General features: G+C 69.0%; 19 protein-coding genes. 16 read left to right on the top strand and 3 right to left on the bottom strand.

Translation table 11 applies throughout. The features are described from left to right. Positions 1-83: 83 nt before the first annotated feature. From JGR64_RS10960 to JGR64_RS10935, 6 genes are read left to right on the top strand one after another with little or no spacing between them, the layout of a single operon-like run. A complete protein-coding gene (locus JGR64_RS10960) occupies positions 84-467 on the top strand; it encodes a hypothetical protein (RefSeq protein WP_199373411.1) in 384 nt (127 codons plus the stop codon). Beyond that, the gene (locus tag JGR64_RS10955; RefSeq protein WP_199373410.1) at positions 467-1,276 is read left to right on the top strand and encodes a glycosyltransferase family A protein; all 810 of its coding nucleotides are present in this window, start codon (positions 467-469) and stop codon (positions 1,274-1,276) included. The genes JGR64_RS10960 and JGR64_RS10955 overlap by 1 nt, the downstream gene beginning before the upstream one ends. Before the next feature lie 10 nt (positions 1,277-1,286). Continuing rightward, the gene (locus JGR64_RS10950) at positions 1,287-2,027 is read left to right on the top strand and encodes a glycosyltransferase family 2 protein (protein WP_199373409.1); all 741 of its coding nucleotides are present in this window, start codon (positions 1,287-1,289) and stop codon (positions 2,025-2,027) included. Beyond that, positions 2,024-2,371, top strand: a complete 348-nt coding sequence (locus JGR64_RS10945) for a DUF2304 domain-containing protein (protein WP_199373408.1) — start codon at positions 2,024-2,026, stop codon at positions 2,369-2,371. The genes JGR64_RS10950 and JGR64_RS10945 overlap by 4 nt, the downstream gene beginning before the upstream one ends. Then, positions 2,368-3,027 carry a class I SAM-dependent methyltransferase gene (locus tag JGR64_RS10940; RefSeq protein ID WP_199373407.1) on the top strand — a complete coding sequence of 220 codons (660 nt, stop codon included), beginning with the start codon at positions 2,368-2,370 and terminating at the stop codon, positions 3,025-3,027. Before JGR64_RS10945 ends, JGR64_RS10940 begins: the two co-directional genes overlap by 4 nt. After that, the gene (locus JGR64_RS10935) at positions 3,024-3,755 is read left to right on the top strand and encodes a methyltransferase domain-containing protein (protein WP_199373406.1); all 732 of its coding nucleotides are present in this window, start codon (positions 3,024-3,026) and stop codon (positions 3,753-3,755) included. Before JGR64_RS10940 ends, JGR64_RS10935 begins: the two co-directional genes overlap by 4 nt. A 30-nt stretch (positions 3,756-3,785) precedes the next feature. Here the strand turns inward: JGR64_RS10935 and JGR64_RS10930 are convergent, their stop codons facing one another. Together JGR64_RS10930 and JGR64_RS10925 are read right to left on the bottom strand one after the other, a co-directional pair. Beyond that, positions 3,786-5,186, bottom strand: a complete 1,401-nt coding sequence (locus JGR64_RS10930; RefSeq protein ID WP_199373405.1) for a sigma-54 dependent transcriptional regulator — start codon at positions 5,184-5,186, stop codon at positions 3,786-3,788. A 67-nt stretch (positions 5,187-5,253) separates the two neighbouring features. Further along, complete coding sequence (locus JGR64_RS10925) at positions 5,254-6,843, bottom strand: ATP-binding protein (RefSeq protein ID WP_199373404.1); 1,590 nt, start codon at positions 6,841-6,843, stop codon at positions 5,254-5,256. A gap of 174 nt (positions 6,844-7,017) precedes the next feature. Between JGR64_RS10925 and sucC the strand changes: the two genes are divergently transcribed. The 5 genes from sucC to JGR64_RS10900 all read left to right on the top strand — a co-directional run bounded on the left by sucC (position 7,018) and on the right by JGR64_RS10900 (position 11,534). After that, the gene (gene sucC / locus JGR64_RS10920) at positions 7,018-8,184 is read left to right on the top strand and encodes an ADP-forming succinate--CoA ligase subunit beta (RefSeq protein WP_199373403.1); all 1,167 of its coding nucleotides are present in this window, start codon (positions 7,018-7,020) and stop codon (positions 8,182-8,184) included. Positions 8,185-8,237: 53 nt separating this feature from the next. Then, complete coding sequence (gene sucD, locus JGR64_RS10915; protein WP_199373402.1) at positions 8,238-9,116, top strand: succinate--CoA ligase subunit alpha; 879 nt, start codon at positions 8,238-8,240, stop codon at positions 9,114-9,116. A gap of 201 nt (positions 9,117-9,317) precedes the next feature. Continuing rightward, complete coding sequence (locus JGR64_RS10910) at positions 9,318-9,584, top strand: type II toxin-antitoxin system CcdA family antitoxin (RefSeq protein WP_199373401.1); 267 nt, start codon at positions 9,318-9,320, stop codon at positions 9,582-9,584. Beyond that, complete coding sequence (locus JGR64_RS10905; protein ID WP_199373400.1) at positions 9,581-9,895, top strand: CcdB family protein; 315 nt, start codon at positions 9,581-9,583, stop codon at positions 9,893-9,895. Before JGR64_RS10910 ends, JGR64_RS10905 begins: the two co-directional genes overlap by 4 nt. 1 nt (position 9,896) lies before the next feature. After that, complete coding sequence (locus JGR64_RS10900; protein ID WP_199373399.1) at positions 9,897-11,534, top strand: NAD+ synthase; 1,638 nt, start codon at positions 9,897-9,899, stop codon at positions 11,532-11,534. A gap of 131 nt (positions 11,535-11,665) precedes the next feature. Here JGR64_RS10900 and JGR64_RS10895 read toward each other — a convergent pair whose 3' ends face one another. After that, a complete protein-coding gene (locus JGR64_RS10895; protein WP_199373398.1) occupies positions 11,666-12,520 on the bottom strand; it encodes an outer membrane protein assembly factor BamD in 855 nt (284 codons plus the stop codon). A gap of 91 nt (positions 12,521-12,611) precedes the next feature. Between JGR64_RS10895 and rluD the strand changes: the two genes are divergently transcribed. The 5 genes from rluD to JGR64_RS10870 all read left to right on the top strand — a co-directional run bounded on the left by rluD (position 12,612) and on the right by JGR64_RS10870 (position 19,021). Continuing rightward, on the top strand, positions 12,612-13,625 hold the full coding sequence (gene rluD, locus JGR64_RS10890; protein WP_199373397.1) for a 23S rRNA pseudouridine(1911/1915/1917) synthase RluD: 1,014 nt from the start codon (positions 12,612-12,614) through the stop codon (positions 13,623-13,625). After that, the gene (pgeF, locus tag JGR64_RS10885; RefSeq protein ID WP_199373396.1) at positions 13,622-14,419 is read left to right on the top strand and encodes a peptidoglycan editing factor PgeF; all 798 of its coding nucleotides are present in this window, start codon (positions 13,622-13,624) and stop codon (positions 14,417-14,419) included. The genes rluD and pgeF overlap by 4 nt, the downstream gene beginning before the upstream one ends. Positions 14,420-14,502: 83 nt before the next feature. Then, positions 14,503-15,030 (top strand): lactoylglutathione lyase, encoded by a 528-nt coding sequence (gloA, locus tag JGR64_RS10880; RefSeq protein ID WP_199373395.1) that lies wholly within the window; start codon positions 14,503-14,505, stop codon positions 15,028-15,030. 75 nt (positions 15,031-15,105) lie between these two features. After that, positions 15,106-17,400 carry a TonB-dependent receptor gene (locus JGR64_RS10875; RefSeq protein ID WP_199373394.1) on the top strand — a complete coding sequence of 765 codons (2,295 nt, stop codon included), beginning with the start codon at positions 15,106-15,108 and terminating at the stop codon, positions 17,398-17,400. A gap of 7 nt (positions 17,401-17,407) precedes the next feature. Continuing rightward, the gene (locus JGR64_RS10870) at positions 17,408-19,021 is read left to right on the top strand and encodes a hypothetical protein (protein WP_199373393.1); all 1,614 of its coding nucleotides are present in this window, start codon (positions 17,408-17,410) and stop codon (positions 19,019-19,021) included. Positions 19,022-19,091: the final 70 nt, after the last annotated feature.

Genomic DNA, 19,091 nt, shown 5'->3' with positions numbered 1-19,091 from the left:
CGACCGCTGGACGTGGCCAGTCGACGGGTCTCCGGGGTTGGTGAACCGGTATGATGCCGCCTCCCGCCACCCCCGGAAGCCCCATGGTCCGCGCCTTCCTCATGATCCTCTTTGTCACCTGCACCACGATCAGCGGCCAGCTCCTGCTGAAGCGCGCGGTCACCGAAGTGGCGGAGCGGGTGCCAGGGGTCAGCGGCCTGCAATGGCTGATGGTGACGTTCATGTCGCCGCTGGTGTGGGCGGCGGTCGTGATCCAGGGCGTCGGGTTCATCGTCTGGGTGGTGGTGATCAGCAAGCTGAAGCTGGGCGTGGCCTTTGCGCTGGCGGGAGCATCGCTCTACATCCTGATGGCGTTGGTGGCCTGGCTGCTGCACGGTGAGCGCCTGGCGCCTGTCCAGTGGGCCGGCCTGATGCTGATCTCCTGCGGGGTGTTGATGGTGTCCAAGCTCGGGCAAGCGGCAGCCTGATGGCCGGGCACTGCTTCGTGGTGCCGGCCTACGGCCACTCCCCTTATCTGGACGATTGCCTGGCTTCGCTGGCGGGGCAGGCGCGGCCCTCAAGCCTGGTGGTGACCACGTCGACGCCGTTCGACGGGCTGGAGGCGATCGCGGCGCGCTACGGCGCACGGCTGGTGGTGCACGGACCCAACGCGGGAATCGGGCGCGACTGGAACGCCGCCCTTGAGCACGCGGACGCCGACTGGGTGACGCTCGCACACCAGGACGATACCTACGACCCGGGCTTCAGCGCGGCAGTGCTGGACGCGGCCGCGCGCCATCGCGACGCGCTGATCGTGTTCACCGGCTACGCCGAGCTGCTGGATGGCAAGCTGCGCCGCGGTGGCCTGCCGGCGATCAAGCGCGCCCTGCTCGAGCTCGGGTTCCTGGGCCGCGAGTGCGTGCGCTCGCGCAGCGCGCGGACCAACAGCCTGCGCTTCGGCAATGCGATCCCGTGCCCTGCGGTGACCATGCACCGTGCACGCACGGGGCTGCGCTTCGACGAGTCGATGCGCACCAACATGGACTGGGCGGCGTGGCTTGACCTCTGCCAGCTGGACGGCAGCTTCGTGTACTTGCGCGAGCCGCTGATGACGCACCGCATCCATGCGGGCAGCGAGACCTCCAGCACCATCGGCAGCGGCCACCGCGCCGCCGAGGACTTGCAACTGCTGCGCCGCCTGTGGCCGGCGTGGATTGCCGGCGGTATTGCCCGTGCCTATGCTCTGGCCTACGCCAGCAATGCCGCGGCCGAGCCTGGCCGCTCCGCGCGGTCCTAGGCGAACGGTCATGGCCATGAAGGAAAAGTCGATGTCGATGCAGCTTGCCGAGGGCGTGCCCGGCACCGCGCGCCCCAATGCCGGGGCCTGGGTCGTGGTGCCGGCCTACAACGAGTCGACCAGCATCGGGCCCGTAGTGCGTGGTGCGCTGGCGCATGTGGACGGCGTGGTGGTGGTGGATGACGCGTCGGCCGACGACACCGGGGAACAGGCGCGCCTGGCCGGGGCTGTCGTGCTGAGGCATCCGGTGAACCTGGGCCAGGGCGCGGCGCTGCAGACCGGTATCAGCCATGCGCTGGCGGAGGGCGCGCGCTACATCGTGATGTTCGACGCCGACGGCCAGCACGAGGCTGCCGAGATCGACCGGATGCTCGCGGCACTGCGCGACTCGAAGGTCGACGTGGCCCTGGGCAGCCGGTTCAAGGGCACGACCGTGGGCATGCCGCGCCTGCGTCGGGTGGTGCTCAAGCTGGCGATCGCCTTCACCCGGCTGACCACGGGGCTGAAGCTCAGCGACAGCCACAACGGATTCCGGGCGTTTACCGCGGATGCCGCGCGCCAGCTGCGCATCCGCCAGAACCGGATGGCGCACGCGTCGGAGATCCTCGAGCAGATCGGGCAACGGCGCCTGGCCTTCGTGGAGGTGCCGGTGACCATCCGCTACACCGACTATTCAAAGCGGAAAGGGCAGGGCAACTCCGAATCCCTGAACATCCTGCTTGATCTCTTGACCCAATGGATCCGCAAATGATCGAGATCATCCTGACCGCGCTGCTGTCGGTGGGCATCGCGTTCGCGCTGCGCGAGTGGAAGCAGTCGCGGATCCTGTGCACCGCCATCGTGCTGCTGACCGCCACCGGCATCTACTTCGTGTGGGAGCAGAGCGCCTCGACCCGGGTGGCCCATGCGCTCGGCGTGGGTCGTGGCGCGGACCTGGTGCTGTACATCTATGCCGCGATCAGCTTCGTGCTGATCATCAGCCTGGTGCTGCGCATCAAGGGGCTGCAGGAGACCCTGACCGACCTCGCCCGGGCGTTTGCGCTGGCGCATCCGGCCAGGCCGGCGAGGGACGGCGACCAGGAGGACGCGCGATGAAGATCGGTCCCGCGGTCCGCAAGCTGATGCCGGCAGGCCTGGAGCGAAAGGCGGCCGCGGCCTACCGGCGGGTCTTCGTCGACCTGCACAAGGTCGCTGCACTGGTTGCGGGGGCGCTGCCGGTCGACGCGCATCTGCTCGACATCGGCGGGGGCGACGGCGAACTGCTCAACCACCTGCTGGCGGCACGCCCGGACGTGCGGGTCACGATGGTCGATATCGCTGGCAGCGTGGGCAAGTTCGTCGAGCCGGTCCATCTTGAGCGCGTGCGGCGGCTGCCGGGCACGTCCATCGAAGCGCATCTCGGGCAGCTGGACGCGCCCTACGACGCGGCACTGGTCAGTGACGTGATGCACCACCTGCCTGTCGGGTACCGGGCGCAGTTCCTGCGATCGATCCGCGATGCGCTCCGGCCGTCCGGTGCACTCTTCGTCAAGGACATCGAGCCCGGGCACCCGGTCGCCTGGTTGAGCCTGGTCTGCGACAAGTACGTCAGCGGCGACCGCGGGGTGACGCTGGTGTCGCTGGCGGAGTTGCTCGCCCTCGCCGGGGCCGAACTTGCGCCCGGCGCGGCGGGCGAGATCGGCCTGCACAGGGTTGACCCGCCCAACTACCTGGTGCGCCTGGACCTCCAGGCGCAGGAAGTGCCGGCATGACGGCGACCAGCCCGCTGCCCAACCTGCATTACACGGCGCTGGAGCGCGTGCGGGTCCCGCGGCCGGTGGACCGGCTGGCGACATTGGCGGCGCTGGTCCGCGGCAAGGGCGTGTTCGACCTCGGCGCCCTGGATGAGACCGCGATCGATGCCAAGCGCGGCGACGACAATTGGTTGCACGCGCGGCTGTGCCGCGAGGCGGCGTGGGTGGTCGGGATAGACAACTCCCAGCGCCTTCCGCCCGAAGGCATGGACACGGCCCCCAGGGGGCGGATCATCCACGCCGACATCTTCGACCTGGCGCCGGTGGTCGAGCTGCACGGCCGCCCGGACCTGGTGGTGGCCGGGGAGCTGATCGAGCACCTGCCCGACACCGAAGGCTTCCTGCGCAGCCTGCGCGCGAACGCAGCGCTGCGCGGTGCGGACTTCGTGTTCTCGACCCCGAACGCATGCTGCTGGCACAACGGCATCGTCGGCCTGGCAGGCCGCGAGTCGATGCACCAGGATCATCTCCAGATCTATTCGTACAAGACGCTGCGCACCCTGTTCGCGCGCGCCGACATCGCGCTGGTATCGCTCACGCCCTACCACGCGCGCTTCCAGGAAATGATCAGCGGCAGCCGCGGCGTGGCGAAGCTGGGGGTGCGCGGGTTCCAGGGACTGGTGAACGCGCTCGAGTTCGCCTGCCCGATGCTCTCGGGTGGCTGGATCGGCGTCGCTCGGCTCTAGGTGCCACAGGGACGCCACGCGTCCCCGGGGCTAGTCGATGCCGAGCTTCTTCAACTTGTACCGCAACGCCCGGAACGTGATCCCCAGCGCCGCCGCTGCCTTGGTCTTGTTGTAGCGGCTCTCGGTCAGCGCCTGCTGGATCGCCGCGCGCTCGATCTCTTCGATGTAGGACGGCAGGGCGCTCGACGCGGTCTCGCGGGGATTGAGCGAGCCGGGTGATGGACCCACCGGCGGCGGTGCCGCCATCGGCGCGCCGCGACCCTGCGAGGCAAACCCGCCACCGCCACCCGTCGGCAAGCGCAGATCCGCCGCCGTGATGTGGTCGCTGTCGGCCAGCGCCATCGCCCGCTCCAGCACGTTCTCCAGCTCCCGCACGTTGCCCGGGAACGCGTACCCCGCGAGGGCCGCCAGCGCATCCGGACCCAGCACCGGCGCAGTGCGATGCATCGCCTGCGCCAGGCGCGCGAAGATCGCATTCGACAGCAGCGGCAGGTCGCCATCACGCTCGCGCAGCGCCGGCACGTGCAGCTCGATCACATTGATCCGGTAATACAGGTCATGCCGGAAGCTGCCGGCATTCACCAGCGCATTGAGGTCCTTGTGCGTCGCCGAAAGGATGCGCACGTCGACATCGATCTCGGTGCTCGCACCCACCGGGCGGATCTTCTTTTCCTGGATGGCGCGCAGCAGCTTGACCTGCATGGACAGCGGAAGCTCGGCCACTTCGTCCAGGAACAGGGTGCCGCCGTCGGCGGTCTGGAACAGGCCGGGCTTGTCGGCGTGGGCGCCGGTGAAGCTGCCCTTCTTGTGGCCGAAGAACTCGCTCTCCATCAGCTCGGTGGGGATGGCGCCGCAGTTGACCGGCACGAACGGCCCGCCGGCGCGCGCGCCCTGGGCGTGGATGGTGCGGGCCACCAGCTCCTTGCCGGTGCCGGACTCGCCGCTGATGTGCACCGGCGCCTGGCTGCGCGAAACCTTGGCGATGGTGTCGCGCAGGGCAACCATGGCCGGCGAGGTGCCGAGCAGGCGGCTGGCTTCCTCCGGGCGCGTGGTGCGCTTGGTGTTGAGCTCCAGCGCCTGGCGCACCAGGCCTCTGAGCACGTTGATGTCGACCGGCTTGTTGACGAAGTCGAAGGCGCCGGCCTTCAGCGCTTCCACGGCGGCTTCGACGTTGCCGTAGGCGGTGATCACCGCCACCGGGGTGTTGGGGAAGCGGGTGGAGATGTCGCTCACCAGTTCCAGCCCGGAGCCGTCGGGCAGGCGCATGTCGGTCAGGCAGAGGTCGTAGCTGGCGACGGCCAGCATCTCGCGTGCGACCGCCAGGTTGGCGGCGGTGTCGGTGCGCAGGCCCATGCGGCCCAGGGTGAGTACGAGCAGCTCGCGGATGTCGTGTTCGTCATCGACGATAAGGGCGCTACGGGCTTCACTCATGATGGTCATGGGCGTGTCAGGCGAAAGGTGACCAATTTTGGCACCTTTTTGCAGACTGTGACGAGTGTCAAAGGTTTGAAGATGAGGCAAGCATCGCATTCCTGCCTCGCAACACCATCCGGAAGCAGGCCCCGCCGCCCGGAACGGCCACGTAATCCAGCGTGGCCTCGTTGGCGCGGCACAGCTCGTGGGCGATGTAGAGGCCCAGGCCGGTGCCGTGCTCGGAGGTCGTGAAGAACGGCCGGAACAGCTGCGCGGTGACGGCATCGGGGATGCCGGGGCCGCGGTCGCTGACCTGGATCACCGGCAGGCCGTCCTGCGCGTCGACGTGGAGTGTGATGCGCGCGGGTTCACCGGGCTGGTGGCCATGGCGCACGGCGTTGTTGACCAGCGCGGTCAGTACCTGGTGCAGGTGGCGCGGGTCGATCATGGCGGGGAGCCGCGCCAGGCTGCCGGCGGCCTTGACGCTGCCGTTCTCCTCCGGGGTGGTCTCGCGGTAGTCCTCGACGAAATTGCGCACCAGGCCGACCAGGTCGACGTGCTCCGGCTGGGCGCGTTCGCGGCGGGCCAGGCTGAGCACGCTTTCGACGATGCCATTGGTGCGCATGCACTGCTGGTGGACGATCTGCAGCAGGCGGCGGTCGCTGTCGCCGATGTCGCGCGATTCCTCGAGCAGCTGCGTGGCGTAGCTGATCGCGGCCAGCGGGTTGCGGATCTCGTGCGCAAGGCTCGCCGAGAAGCGGCCCATCGCGGCCAGGGTCAGGGTCTCGGCGCGGCGTGCCACCAGCGAGGTGTCGTCGAGGAAGATCAGGGTGGTGTCGTCGGTGGCCAGCAGGCGCGCGAAGCGCGGCAGGATGTCGTGGCCGTCGTCGCCGATCTTCAGCGGGGTGTCATCGCTCTCGCCGCTGCGCCGCCATTCGGCCACGCGCATGGACAGCGCCGGGGAGATCTGCGGCAGCGTGCGCAGCTGGCCGTCGGCGCCGCTGGCGGTGTTGCCCAGCAGCACCATGGCCGCCTCGTTGGACATGCGGATGTGGCCGGAACCGTCGACCATCATCACGCCCACCCGCATGCGGCGGATGATCAGTTCGTTGATCTCGGCCAGGTTCGCCGCTTCGGCGCCGCGCTGCTGGGCGATGGTGCGGCTTTCGCGCGTCTGCAGGCCCAGGAAGTTGGTCAGCGTGGCCATGGCGAAGTAGCTGACGGCAAACATCAGCACCTCGGCCAGCGGGCGGTCGCGCACCATGCTGCCGCTCGCCACGACCACCATGAACTGTGCCACCAGCGCGCCGGAGGCCAGGGCGGCGGCCACCAGGCCGAGGCGCAGCGGCAGCAGCAGCGACGCCGCGCCGACGTTGAAGAGCAGCATCATCGCGATGCCTGGCCCGGCGCTGGGCATGGCGTGCGTGGCCAGCGTGGCGGCGCCGACGTCGCAGACGATGCCCACCAGCAGGTGCGGCAGCATCGGGTAGTTCTCGCGCTGCGAGAACAGCAGCAGCACCAGCGACATCAGCACGTAGGCCACGGCCACGGTGGCGGCGAGCGCCGGGTCGCGGGCCTCGCCGAACAGCGCGCCGGCCGGGCTGAACACCATGGCCGCCAGCAGCGTGGCCTCGAGCACCCGGTAGAGGGCAAGCAGGTAGAGCTCGCGGCGCATGGCGCGATCGGCGGTTGGGCTTGGCAAGGACCGTGGCTCCCCCCTGGGTGTCCACGCACTATATAGGTGCCGGACGCAGTGTCCGCCGGGTCGGGGGGAGGAGTTTTTGGCGTGGGGCGGCCGGATCGGCGAGAATGGCGGGCGCTGTCCCATCCTCCCACCACGGATCCCCACATGAACTTCCACGAGTACCAGGCGAAGCAGTTGTTTGCCGATTACGGCATTGCAGTCCCGGCCGGGCGCGTTGCGCATACCGCCGAGGAGGCTGTTGACGCGGCCAAGGCCATCGGCGGCGACTTCTGGGTGGTCAAGGCCCAGATCCACGCGGGCGGCCGCGGCAAGGCCGGTGGCGTGAAGCTCGCCAAGACGCTCGAGCAGGTCAAGGAGTACGCCACGGCGATGCTCGGCACCAGGATGGAGACCTACCAGACGGCCGGCATCAAGCTGCCGATCGACGCGGTGCTGGTCACCCAGGCCACCGATATCGCCAAGGAGCTCTACCTCTCCGTGCTGGTGGACCGCAGCACGCAGTCGGTGACCTTCATCGCCTCCAGCGAAGGCGGCGTGGACATCGAGCAGGTGGCGGCGGAAACGCCGGAGAAGATCCAGTCGCTCAACGTGAACTTCGTGCAGGGCCTGCAGCCCTACCAGTGCCGCGACATGGGCTTCGGCCTGGGCCTGACCGCCAAGCAGGTCAACCAGCTCACCAAGATCATGATGGGGCTCTACAAGCTGTTCAACGAGAAGGACCTGGCGCTGGTGGAGCTCAATCCGCTCGCCATCCTCACCGACGGCAACCTCGCGGTGCTCGACGGCAAGGTCGACTCCGACGACAACGCCGGCTTCCGCCATCCCGAGCTGGTCGCCATGCGCGACATCCGCCAGGAAGACGAGACCGAGGTCAAGGCCAGCCAGCACGACCTCAACTACGTGACCATGGACGGCAACATCGGCTGCATGGTCAACGGCGCGGGCCTGGCCATGGCCACCATGGACGTGATCCAGCTCGAAGGCGGCTCGCCGGCCAACTTCCTGGACGTGGGCGGCGGCGCCACCAAGGCGCGCGTGACCGAGGCGTTCAAGCTGATCCTGTCGTCGGACGACGTGAAGGCGATCTTCGTCAACATCTTCGGCGGCATCGTGCGCTGCGACATGATTGCCGAGGGCATCATCGCCGCGGTCAAGGAAGTGGACGTCAAGGTGCCGGTGATCGTGCGCCTGGAGGGCACCAACGTGGAGGAAGGCAAGGCGCTGCTGAAGTCGAGCGGCCTGGCCATCACCCCGGCCGACGACATCAACGACGGCGCCCGCAAGGCCGTCCAAGCCGCCAAGGCCGCCTGACCCGCGCAGCGCGCGGCAGCCCCCACTTCCTACTTTTCCAGGATCCAATTCGAATGAGCGTTCTGATCAACAAGGACACCAAGGTCATCGTGCAGGGCTTCACCGGCACGCAGGGCACCTTCCACGCCGAGCAGATGCTCGACTACGGCACCAAGGTCGTCGGTGGCGTGACCCCCGGCAAGGGCGGCACCGAGCACCTGGGCCTGCCGGTGTTCAACACCGTGGCCGATGCCGTGGGCGAGACCGGCGCCAATGCGTCGGTGATCTACGTGCCGCCACCGTTCGCGGCCGACGCGATCCTCGAAGCCGCCGATGCCGGCATCAAGGTGATCGTGTGCATTACCGAGGGCATCCCGGTGCTCGACATGCTGCGCGTCAAGAAGACCCTGGTCGGCACCTATCCGGACACCGTGCTGGTGGGCCCGAACTGCCCCGGTGTGATCACCCCGGGCGAGTGCAAGATCGGCATCATGCCGGGCCACATCCACATGCCGGGCAAGATCGCGATCGTGTCGCGCTCGGGCACGCTGACCTATGAAGCGGTCAAGCAGACCACCGACGCCGGCCTCGGCCAGTCGACGGTGATCGGCATCGGCGGCGACCCGATCAACGGCCTGAACTTCATCGACTGCCTGAAGCTGTTCCAGGACGATGCGCAGACCGAGGGCATCATCATGGTCGGCGAGATCGGCGGTTCGGCCGAGGAAGAAGCGGCCGAGTTCATCGCCGAGTACGTGACCAAGCCGGTGGTCGGCTTCATCGCCGGTGCGAGCGCGCCGAAGGGCAAGCGCATGGGCCATGCCGGTGCGATCGCTTCGGGCGGTTCGGGCACGGCGGAAGGCAAGTTCGCGGCGATGGAGAAGGCCGGCGTGACCACGGTGAAGTCGCCGGGTGACCTCGGTGCCGCCATCGCCAAGCGCCTGGCTGGCTGAGTTTCGTCCGCTGCTTCGCGTTGAGAGGAACCCCGCATTCGTGCGGGGTTTTTTCTTTGTGCTGTCGGGTGCCGGGTACCAAGGCCCTAGAGGACTCATGTCCCCCGACGATGGCCTCCCGGCCACGCACCCGGGCCCCAGCTGATTGACTGCACAAGTCATCTATGCGCATCATTCATGCGCATATTTTGGAGAGCCGCAATGCGCATTCGCGACGACTACGCCGGCTTTGGCAAGCGCGCCACCAATGTCAGCATCAACCTGGGGCTGCTGGAGGCCGCCAAGGCCCTGGACATCAACCTGTCCGCCACGCTGGAGCGCGCGCTGGAGGCCGAGGTGCGGGCACGCAAGCGCGAGAAATGGCTGGATGAGAACCGCGCGGCGATCGAGGCCTACAACCTCCGCATCGAGCGCGACGGCATGTTGAGCGAGCACGTGAGCGCATTCACGGCCAGGGCGGGCGAATGAGCCAGTTCGTCGCGTATGCCAATGCCGATCCGGTTTCGGAGAAGTTGATTCCGTACTTTCTCGACGTACAGAGCAACCTGATCGAGACCATCGGCTCGCGCGTGGTCGTGCCGCTGGTGACGGTCGAGCGCGCCGGTGGCGTGATGGAGCGACTGATGCCCAGCCTGCTGGTGGGCGATCGACACATGGTGATGGATACGCCGCAGGTCATGGGCGTCCCCATGCGAATGCTGGGCAAGCAGGCGGCCGACCTGTCACACGAACGTGATGCCATCCTCGCCGCCATCGACATGCTGACGCATGGAATCTGACATGACCCCAACGCTCCGCATCGCACTCGCCCAGTTCGACTTCCCTGTGGGTGATGTCGAAGGCAACGCGACCCGCATTGCGGCGATGATCGCCGAGGCGCGCGACGAATACGGCGCCGACATCGTGCTGTTCCCCGAACTCGCCATCAGCGGCTATCCGCCCGAAGACCTGCTGTTGCGGCCGTCGTTCCTTGCGGACTGCGAGCGCGCGCTGCAGCGGGTGGCCGCGGCGGCGACCGGTATCGTGGCCGTCGTCGGCTGGCCGGAGTCGGCCGGCAGCATCCTCTACAACGCGGCGAGCGTGCTGCGCGACGGCCGCGTCGAGCGCACCTACCGCAAGCGCGAACTGCCCAACTACAACGTGTTCGACGAGCGCCGCTACTTCCACGTCGATCCGGATGGCGGGTCGTGCGTGTTCGACGTTCGGGGCGTGCCGGTGGGCCTGCTGGTCTGCGAGGACCTGTGGTTTCCCGAGCCGATTGCCGACACCGTGGCGCAGGGTGCGCAGCTGGTGCTCGTGCCCAACGCGTCGCCTTTCGAGCGCGGCAAGCACGCGCAGCGCGATGCCATGCTGGCCGCGCTCACGCGCGACAACGGCGCGGCCATCGCCTACCTCAACGTGGTGGGCGGCCAGGACGCGCTGGTGTTCGATGGCGCCTCGGTGGTGGCCGACGGCGACGGCACGGTGCATCCGGCCGCGGCCGCGTTCACCGACCAGTGGCTGGTGGTGGACTACGACGCCGCGAGTCGCGCGTTCACGCCCATCACGTGGATGGACGATGGTGACGAGAGCATGGACGCGCTGGCCTGGCGCGCCGTGGTGCGCGGCATCCGCGACTACTTCGCCAAGAACGGGTTCACGCGCGCATGGCTGGGGCTGTCGGGCGGGATCGACTCGTCGATCGTGCTGGCGATGGCGGTGGATGCGCTGGGTGCCGGCAACGTCACCGCCGTGCGCATGCCGTCGCGCTACACCGCCAACCTCAGCAACGACCTGGCCGACGAGCAGTGCCGCGCGCTGGGCGTGGAGCTGATGACGGTGCCGATCGAGGCACCGTTCGAAGGCTACCTGTCGGTGCTGCGCGAGGCCTTTGCCGGGCGCGAGGTGGATACCGCCGAGGAGAACCTGCAGTCGCGCGCGCGCGGCGCGATCCTGATGGCGCTGTCCAACAAGCTGGGTGGCCTGGTGCTGACCACCGGCAACAAGAGCGAGTACGCGGTGGGCTACGCCACCATCTACGGCGACATGTGCGGCGGCTACGCGCCCATCAAGGATCTCTACAAGACCGAGGTCTACGGCCTGTCGAAGTGGCGCAACACGGTTGGCGGCGCGCCGGTCATCCCGCCAGCGGTCATCGCGCGCGCGCCGTCGGCGGAGCTGCGCGACAACCAGCTCGACCAGGATTCATTGCCACCCTACGACGTGCTGGACGCCATCCTGCGCCGGTTCGTCGACCAGGAGCAGTCACGCGAGGAGATCACCGCCGCCGGGTTCGACGTGGCGGTGGTGGACCGCGTGGTGAAGCTGGTGCGCACCAGCGAGTGGAAGCGCCAGCAGTCGGCGCCAGGGCCGAAGATCTCGCGCCGCGCCTTCGGGCGCGAACGCCGCTACCCGATCAGCAACAAGTACACGCACTAGGCGAACAGCGGGCGGTGCGCCCCGAAGTGGCCGTGAGGCCTTCGCGGGGAAGTCAAGGAGGAGGCATCCGCCGCCAGGCGGATCCGGGGGACATGAGCCGCGAAGGCCTCACGGCCACCGCGGCCGCGCCATCAATCCAGCGCGGACTTTTCCGACGCGAACGGGTTGAGCTTGCGGATGGTCCAGGGGTAGTTCGGCCACTTGCCGGTCAGGTATGGATGCGCCGGCTCGTTGAGCTCCAGCACGCGCCGGGCGTCGGCGGCCAGGGTGGTGTTGCCCAGCTCGGTGTACGCGGCGGCCAGCACGGCGACGGCATCGTTCTGGTATTCGCTCTGCGGGTAGGTTTCCAGCAGGTAGGTGGCGCGCTCGCTGGCCGCCACCCAGGCCTCGCGGCGCATGTAATACAGCGCCGTCTCGATCTCGTGGCGCGCGAACAGGTTGCGCAGCGCCACCATGCGCAGGCGCGCGTCGGCGGCGTAGCGGCTGTTGGGGTAGCGGTCGGCGACGATGGACAGGTCGTTGAAGCCCTGCGTCGGCGTGGCCAGGTCGCGACGGCTGGCATCGAGCGACCAGACGCGCTGCAGGAAGACGGTGTCGCGGTTGGAGTTCACCAGGCCGCGCAGGTAGTACATGTACGCCACGTTGCGGTGCGTGGGGTAGGTGCGGATGAAGCGGTCGATGGACGAGATGGCTTCCTCGTTGTTGCCCATCTTGTAGTGCGCGTAGGCGGTTTCCATCATCGCCTGTTCGGTGTGCGTGCCGTAGGGGTATTGCGCCACCAGGCGCCTGAAGGTGTTGGCGGCGGCGCTCCAGTTGCCGCGGCGCATCATCCCGTGGCCCTTGTCATAGAGGGTCTCGACCGCGACGCCCTCGTTGGCATCTTCATCCTTGAACATGCCCTTCATGCGGGCACATCCGGAGGTGGTGAGCACCGCCAGCAGCACGAGCAGCAGGGCGCGGCGGAACAGGGTCGGGCGAGCGGTCATGGGCATCTGGGGCAGCTGAGGCGTGAACCGGGGATAATAGCAGCCAGTCCCGGCCTGCCGCCGGGCGCGCCTGAACCCGAGCCCCTCCCCCATGTCCGACCACGAATCCGCTGCCGGTGCCGCCGACGGCACCCCCGAAGCCCCGCTGACCGCGCGTGTTCCCGATGCGCTGTCCGGACGCCGCTTCGACGCGGTGCTGGCCGAGCTGTTTCCCGAATTCTCGCGCTCCAGGCTGACCACCTGGATCAAGTCCGGCGACGTGCTGCTCGATGGCGCAGTCGTGCGTCCGCGCGACCCCGTGCGCGGTGGCGAGGAAGTGGTGCTGGCCGCCACGTTCGACACCCAGGTGCGCGCCGAGCCCGAGGACATCCCGCTTTCCGTGCTGTACGAGGACGCCGACGTGCTGGTGGTCGACAAGCCCGCGGGCCTGGTCGTCCATCCCGGCGCCGGCAATCCCACCGGCACCATGGTCAACGCGTTGCTGTTCCGCGATCCGGCGCTGGCGCTGGTGCCGCGCGCGGGCATCGTGCACCGCCTGGACAAGGACACCTCGGGCGTCATGGTGATCGCACGTACCGTGCAGGCGCAGACCGCGCTGGTGGCGCAGCTGTCGGCGCGCGAGGTGCACCGCCAGTACCTGGCCGTGGTGGTCGGGGCGCTGGTGTCGGGCGGCACGGTGAACGCCGCGATCGACCGCCACCCGCGCGACCGCATCCGCATGGCGGTGCGCGAGGACGGCCGCGAGGCGACCACGCACTACCGCCTGCAGGAGCGCTTCCGCGCGCACACCGCGCTGGAGTGCCGCCTGGAAACCGGGCGCACGCACCAGATCCGCGTGCACATGATGCACATGAAGCACCCGATCCTCGGCGACCCGATGTATGGCGGCCCGCTCAAGCTCCCGCGCGGCGCGACCGACGAACTGGTCACGGCGCTGCGCGGGTTCCGCCGCCAGGCGCTGCATGCGCAGGTGCTGGAATTCGTGCACCCGACGACGGGCGAGTCCATCCGCTGCGAGGCGCCGCTGCCCGCCGACATGCAGGGGCTGCTGCGCGCCCTGCGCGACGACAGCCGCGCCCACGCGCACGCCCAGCCGCGGCGATGAGCGCCGCGCCGTGGCTGGATGCGGACTGGCCCGCGCCGCCCGGCGTGCGCGCGCTGGTGACACTGCGCCACGGCGCAGGCGCGTCGGAGGCGCCGTTCGACAGCTTCAACCTCGGCAATGCGCGCGCTGACGCCGGCGACGATCCGGCCACGGTGTCGGCCAATCGCGCCAGGCTGGTCTCGCTCATGGACCTGCCCTCCGCGCCGCGCTGGCTGCGCCAGGTGCATGGCACGCGCGTGCTGCGCGTGGACGCGGCCTTGCCACCGGGCGACGCGACCGCGGAGCGCGCGCGGATGGCCGCCGAGCCGGAAGCCGATGCCGCGGTGACCGCGCGCGTGGGCACCGTGCTCGCCATCCTCACCGCCGACTGCCTGCCCGTGGTGCTGGCCGCGCGCAATGGCGGCGAGGTGGGCGCGGCGCATGCGGGCTGGCGCGGACTGGCGGCGGGCGTGCTGGAGCGCGCGGTCGCTGCGATGCGCACGGCGCCGGGTGGTCTTGTCGCGTGGCTGGGTCCCGCCGCAGGGCCGCAGGCGTATGAAGTGGGTGCCGAGGTCCGCGAGGCCTTCGTGGCCACCGACGCCGACGCGGATGCGGCGTTCGCCGCCACCCGGCCCGGCCACTGGCGCGTTGACCTTTACGCCCTCGCACGCCGCCGGCTGCAGGCCGCCGGGCTTGCCGCGCACGACATCCACGGCGGCGGCCTGTGCACGATCAGCGAGCCGGCGCACTTCTATTCGCATCGTCGAGACGCGCGCACCGGTCGCATGGCGACGCTGGCGTGGCTGGAACGCTGAGACCCGGCCGCGTTCCCGCGTCGCACGGGGGCGCCAGCGCCGAGGCGCGATAATGACCGGCACTCCCCCACAGGATGCCGACCATGACCGACACCACTTCCGCGCCAGGCGTGGCCGCGACGCGCGACGCCGCGACCGCCGGCTTCGTCTTCAACCACACCATGCTGCGCGTCAAGGACGCGCGCGCCTCGCTGGACTTCTATACGCGCGTGCTCGGCTTCAGCCTGCTGCGCAGCAACGATTTCCCCGAGGCCGCGTTCTCGCTGTATTTCCTGGCGCTGGTCGATGACCTGTCGGCGATGCCCGAGGAGCCCGCGGCACGCCAGCACTGGATCGCCGGCCTGCAGGGCGTGCTGGAGCTGACCCACAACCACGGCACCGAGCTCCACGACGGGCCCGTGTATCACGACGGCAACAGCGAGCCGCGCGGCTTCGGCCACATCTGCCTGAGCGTGCCCGACCTGCGCGCCACCTGCGCGCGCCTGGAGGCGCTCGGCGTGCCGTTCCAGAAGCGGTTGCAGGACGGGCGCATGAAGCACCTCGCCTTCATCAAGGACCCGGACGGGTACTGGATCGAACTGATCCAGCAGTCGGCGCTGGTCGAGGCCTGACGCGCGGAGACTATCCCTTCATCCGGATGTGGAGATATAGTCGCCCGACCTGTTCCGCAGCCGAGGATTCCCCGCATGCCGTCGCCTGCTTTCCGTCAGTTCCCCCTTCGCCGCCACCGCCTCGCCGTGGCCCTGCTCACCGCACTTCCATTCGTGGCTGTCGCACAGGACGCGCCGACGGCGCAGCGCGAGTCCGCGACCACGCTCGACGCGATCCAGGTCACCGCGCAGCGTCGGGTGGAGAACATCCAGGACGTTCCGGTTTCGATCACCGCGGTTGGCGGCGAGAAGCTCGACGTGCTCGGATCGGGCGGTGGTGACGTGAGGTTCCTTTCGGGACGCGTGCCGAGCCTCAACATCGAATCGTCCTACGGCCGCGCCTTCCCGCGCTTCTATATCCGCGGCCTGGGCAACACCGACTTCGACCTCAATGCCTCGCAGCCGGTATCGCTGGTGTATGACGAGGTGGTGCAGGAAAGCCCGCTGCTGAAGGGCTTTCCGGTCTTCGACCTGGAGCGCGTGGAGGTGCTGCGCGGCCCGCAGGGCACGCTGTTCGGGCGCAACACGCCGGCCGGCGTGGTCAAGTTCGAGTCGGCCAAGCCCTCGCAGGATGCCGACGGCTACCTGCAGTTCGCGCTCGGCAACGACGGCATGTTCAATTTCGAGGGCGCGTACGGTGGCCCGCTGACCGAGCGCTGGTCGGCGCGTGCATCCGCGCTCTACCAGCGCCGCGAGGATTCGGTCGACAACGCCTTCCCCGGTCCCAACGACGGCTTCGAGGGTTATGACGAATCCGCCGCGCGCGTGCAGTTCCTGTACGAGGGCGACGAATTCGAGGCGCTGTTCAACCTGCACAAGCGGCACATGAACGGCACCGCGCGGCTGTTCCGCGCCAACATCATCCAGCCCGGCACCAACGACCTGGTGCCGGGCTTCGACCGCGACGTGGTTGCCAACGACGGCGTCAATTTCTCCGACCTCGAGACCTGGGGCGGAAGCGCGCGCCTGCGCTGGGACCTCGGCAGCGTGAGCCTGTACTCCATCACCGGCTACGAGACCGCGGAGTCGCTCAATCGCGGCGACATCGACGGCGGCTTCGGCGCGGCCTTCCTCGGCCCCGGCAACTCCGGCCCGGGCTTCATTCCGTTCGCGTCCGAGTCGGCAGACGGCCTGCCGGACCATCGGCAGATCACCCAGGAATTCCGCGTCGAGTCCAACGAATGGGGCCGCTTCGACTGGCAGGCAGGCCTGTTCTGGTACGACGAGGACATCGCGATCGACAGCTTCAACTACGACTCGCTGTCGCCGGGCAATCCACAGGCGGGCTATGCGATCCAGGCGCAGCGCAACAAGGCCTGGGCGGTGTTCGCTTCCGGCGAATACGACATCACCGACCGCTTCGCGCTGCGCGGCGGCGTGCGCTACACCCAGGACCAGAAGGACTTCTCGGCCAGCGTGCTGGAGGCCGCACCGTTCTCGGCCGCTCCCGTTGGCGGGCCGTACACCGTGCACACCGATGTCAACGACATCAGCTGGGACCTGTCCGGCACCTTCGCGCTCAACGACGACATCAACCTGTATGCGCGCGTCGCGAAGGGGTTCCGCGCGCCGTCGGTGCAGGGGCGATTGCTGTTCGCTTCGGCTGCGGCGGTCGCCGACAACGGCGGCGTGTCGACCGCGGGTTCGGAGGAGGTGCTGTCGTGGGAGGCCGGCATCAAGGCGGAGCTGTGGGACCGCCGCGCGCGCCTGGGCTTCAACGTGTTCCGCTACGACGTCGACGACCAGCAGATCATCGCGGTCGGCGGCGGCGGCAATACCGCGACGCTGCTCAACGCCGACAAGACCCGCGGCCAGGGCTTCGAGCTCGACCTCGAGGCCTACCTGGCGGAGAACCTGCTGGTGACGCTGGGCTCGAGCTACAACGACACCGAGATCCAGGACGCCGCTCTGGCCGTGCCGGGTTGCGGTGGCGGCTGCACTGTTACAGATCCGGAAACCGCGCCCGGTTCCGGCCTGTACCTGATCGACGGCAACCGCCTGCCGCAGGCGCCGAAGTGGGTGCATGCGGTCACCGCGCGCTACGCGATCCCGGTGGGCGACGGCGCCGAGTTCTACGTCTACACCGACTGGGCCTACCGCAGCGAAGTCGACTTCTTCCTGTACGACGCGGTGGAGTTCACCGGCAAGTCGATGGTCGAGGGTGGCCTGCGCCTGGGCTACCTGTGGAACCAGGGCGACTACGAAGTGGCGCTGTTCGGACGCAACATCACCGACACCACGCGCGTGGTCGGCGCCATCGACTTCAACAACCTGACCGGCTTCCTCAACGAACCGCGCACCTACGGGATCGAGTTCACGGCGCGGTTCTGAGGCCGTGATGCGCATCGACCACGCCGCGGGCGCGCGGCCACGGTGGTTCGTGGCCGGCGACCTCAACGGCTTCTTTGGCCTGGCGATCGACAACCTGTCGATCCTGGGCTTCATCGCCGCGGCGCTGGTCGGCATCTACGGCATGCCCGCGGACATCGTGTTCGCACGCATGTTCCCGGGCACGGCGCTCGGCGTGCTGGTCGGCAACCTGCTTTACACGTGGATGGGGCGGCGGCTGGCCGCGCGCACCGGGCGCGACGACGTCACCGCGATGCCGCTGGGCCTGGACGCTCCGACCAGCATCGGCATGGCGCTGCTGGTGCTGGGGCCGGCGTATGCCGGGCTGCGCGAGCAGGGCATGGCGCCCGAGGCCGCCGGCATCGCCACCTGGCAGTTGGGGATGGCATCGCTGGTGGTGATGGGCCTGCTGAAGCTGGTGCTGTCGTTCGCCGGCGATGCGGTCACCCGCGCGGTGCCGCGCGCGGCGCTGCTGGGCGCGATCGGTGGCGCCGCGCTGATGCTGCTGGGCTTCCTGCCGCTCTTGGAAACGCTGCGCCAGCCGATGGTGGGGCTGCCGGTGCTGGGCCTGCTGCTGTACGTGCTGGTGGGCAAGGGCAGGGTGCCGCTGCGCATCCCCGGCGTGCTGTTCGCGCTGCTGGTGGGCGTGGCGGCGTATTACGGGCTGGGCTTGTCGGGCGCACTCACCGGCTTCGCGCTGCCTCGGGCGGAATGGCCGGGTGTGGCGCTGCCCTGGCCAGGCCTCGGCTTCATCGAGGGACTGCCGGCCACCGTGCCCTACCTGTCGCTGCTGCTGCCGTTCGGCCTGCTGATGGTGGTGGGCGGCATCAACGTCGCCGAAAGCGCGCGCGCGGCCGGGGACGATTTCCGCACCCGCGACGTGCTGCTGGTCGAAGCGGTGGCCACGCTGGTGGCCGGCGTCTGCGGCGGCGTGGCGCAGACCACGCCCTACATCGGCCAGCCCGCGTACAAGCACATGGGCGCGCGCACCGGCTACACGCTGCTGACCGGATTGTTCATCGGACTGGGCGGCGTGCTGGGCCTGGTCTCGGGCCTGGTGCAGTGGCTGCCGATGGCGGTGCTCGCGCCGATCCTGGTGTTCGTCGGCATCGACATCGCCGTGCAGGCCTTCCAGAGCACGAAACGCGAGCACACCATCGCGGTGGCGCTGGCGTTCCTGCCGGCGATCGCCTACCTGCTGGCGATCCGCTTCGGCAATCCGCAGTGGATGGCGCCGCAGCGTTACGCGGAACTGTTCACCACGGTCGCGGTGCACGGACTGCCCGAGCTGGCGGTGATCGTGGCGCTGGGCAACGGCTTCATCATCATCGCCATGCTGTGGGCGACGATGCTGGTGGCGCTGGTCGACGGTCGGCCGGGGCGCGCGGCCGGCGTGCTGCTGCTGGCGGCGGCACTCACCCTGTTCGGCCTGATCCATTCGGTGCATCCGCAGGGCGCGGTGTACTGGACGTGGGCGCTGGATGGCCTGCGGCGGGCGATGGTGCTGCAGTTCGCCGGTGGCTACGCGCTGCTGGCGCTCGCGCTCGGGCTGCTGGCGCTGCAGCGGCCGGGCGCGCCGGCAGCCCCGGGGGCCGACCGCTGACTTGAATCACGTCCTGGGAACCTCATTTCCGGAGTATTGCCGGCAGCGCCGGCTCCCGATATCCGAGGCT

The organism is Luteimonas sp. MC1572 (assembly GCF_016615815.1).
Taxonomy (GTDB): Bacteria; Pseudomonadota; Gammaproteobacteria; order Xanthomonadales; family Xanthomonadaceae; genus Luteimonas.
Note: the sequence above shows the minus strand (reverse complement) of the source record. Positions and strands in the feature narration are given on the sequence as shown.

What these genes read in the sequence shown, in the direction of transcription:
- JGR64_RS10960 (WP_199373411.1), top strand. Translation starts at nt 84, where the DNA reads ATGGTCCGCGCCTTCCTCATGATCCTCTTTGTCACCTGCACCACGATC.
- JGR64_RS10955 (WP_199373410.1), top strand. Translation starts at nt 467, where the DNA reads ATGGCCGGGCACTGCTTCGTGGTGCCGGCCTACGGCCACTCCCCTTAT.
- JGR64_RS10950 (WP_199373409.1), top strand. Translation starts at nt 1,287, where the DNA reads ATGGCCATGAAGGAAAAGTCGATGTCGATGCAGCTTGCCGAGGGCGTG.
- JGR64_RS10945 (WP_199373408.1), top strand. Translation starts at nt 2,024, where the DNA reads ATGATCGAGATCATCCTGACCGCGCTGCTGTCGGTGGGCATCGCGTTC.
- JGR64_RS10940 (WP_199373407.1), top strand. Translation starts at nt 2,368, where the DNA reads ATGAAGATCGGTCCCGCGGTCCGCAAGCTGATGCCGGCAGGCCTGGAG.
- JGR64_RS10935 (WP_199373406.1), top strand. Translation starts at nt 3,024, where the DNA reads ATGACGGCGACCAGCCCGCTGCCCAACCTGCATTACACGGCGCTGGAG.
- JGR64_RS10930 (WP_199373405.1), bottom strand. Translation starts at nt 5,186, where the DNA reads ATGAGTGAAGCCCGTAGCGCCCTTATCGTCGATGACGAACACGACATC.
- JGR64_RS10925 (WP_199373404.1), bottom strand. Translation starts at nt 6,843, where the DNA reads ATGCGCCGCGAGCTCTACCTGCTTGCCCTCTACCGGGTGCTCGAGGCC.
- sucC (WP_199373403.1), top strand. Translation starts at nt 7,018, where the DNA reads ATGAACTTCCACGAGTACCAGGCGAAGCAGTTGTTTGCCGATTACGGC.
- sucD (WP_199373402.1), top strand. Translation starts at nt 8,238, where the DNA reads ATGAGCGTTCTGATCAACAAGGACACCAAGGTCATCGTGCAGGGCTTC.
- JGR64_RS10910 (WP_199373401.1), top strand. Translation starts at nt 9,318, where the DNA reads ATGCGCATTCGCGACGACTACGCCGGCTTTGGCAAGCGCGCCACCAAT.
- JGR64_RS10905 (WP_199373400.1), top strand. Translation starts at nt 9,581, where the DNA reads ATGAGCCAGTTCGTCGCGTATGCCAATGCCGATCCGGTTTCGGAGAAG.
- JGR64_RS10900 (WP_199373399.1), top strand. Translation starts at nt 9,897, where the DNA reads ATGACCCCAACGCTCCGCATCGCACTCGCCCAGTTCGACTTCCCTGTG.
- JGR64_RS10895 (WP_199373398.1), bottom strand. Translation starts at nt 12,520, where the DNA reads ATGACCGCTCGCCCGACCCTGTTCCGCCGCGCCCTGCTGCTCGTGCTG.
- rluD (WP_199373397.1), top strand. Translation starts at nt 12,612, where the DNA reads ATGTCCGACCACGAATCCGCTGCCGGTGCCGCCGACGGCACCCCCGAA.
- pgeF (WP_199373396.1), top strand. Translation starts at nt 13,622, where the DNA reads ATGAGCGCCGCGCCGTGGCTGGATGCGGACTGGCCCGCGCCGCCCGGC.
- gloA (WP_199373395.1), top strand. Translation starts at nt 14,503, where the DNA reads ATGACCGACACCACTTCCGCGCCAGGCGTGGCCGCGACGCGCGACGCC.
- JGR64_RS10875 (WP_199373394.1), top strand. Translation starts at nt 15,106, where the DNA reads ATGCCGTCGCCTGCTTTCCGTCAGTTCCCCCTTCGCCGCCACCGCCTC.
- JGR64_RS10870 (WP_199373393.1), top strand. Translation starts at nt 17,408, where the DNA reads ATGCGCATCGACCACGCCGCGGGCGCGCGGCCACGGTGGTTCGTGGCC.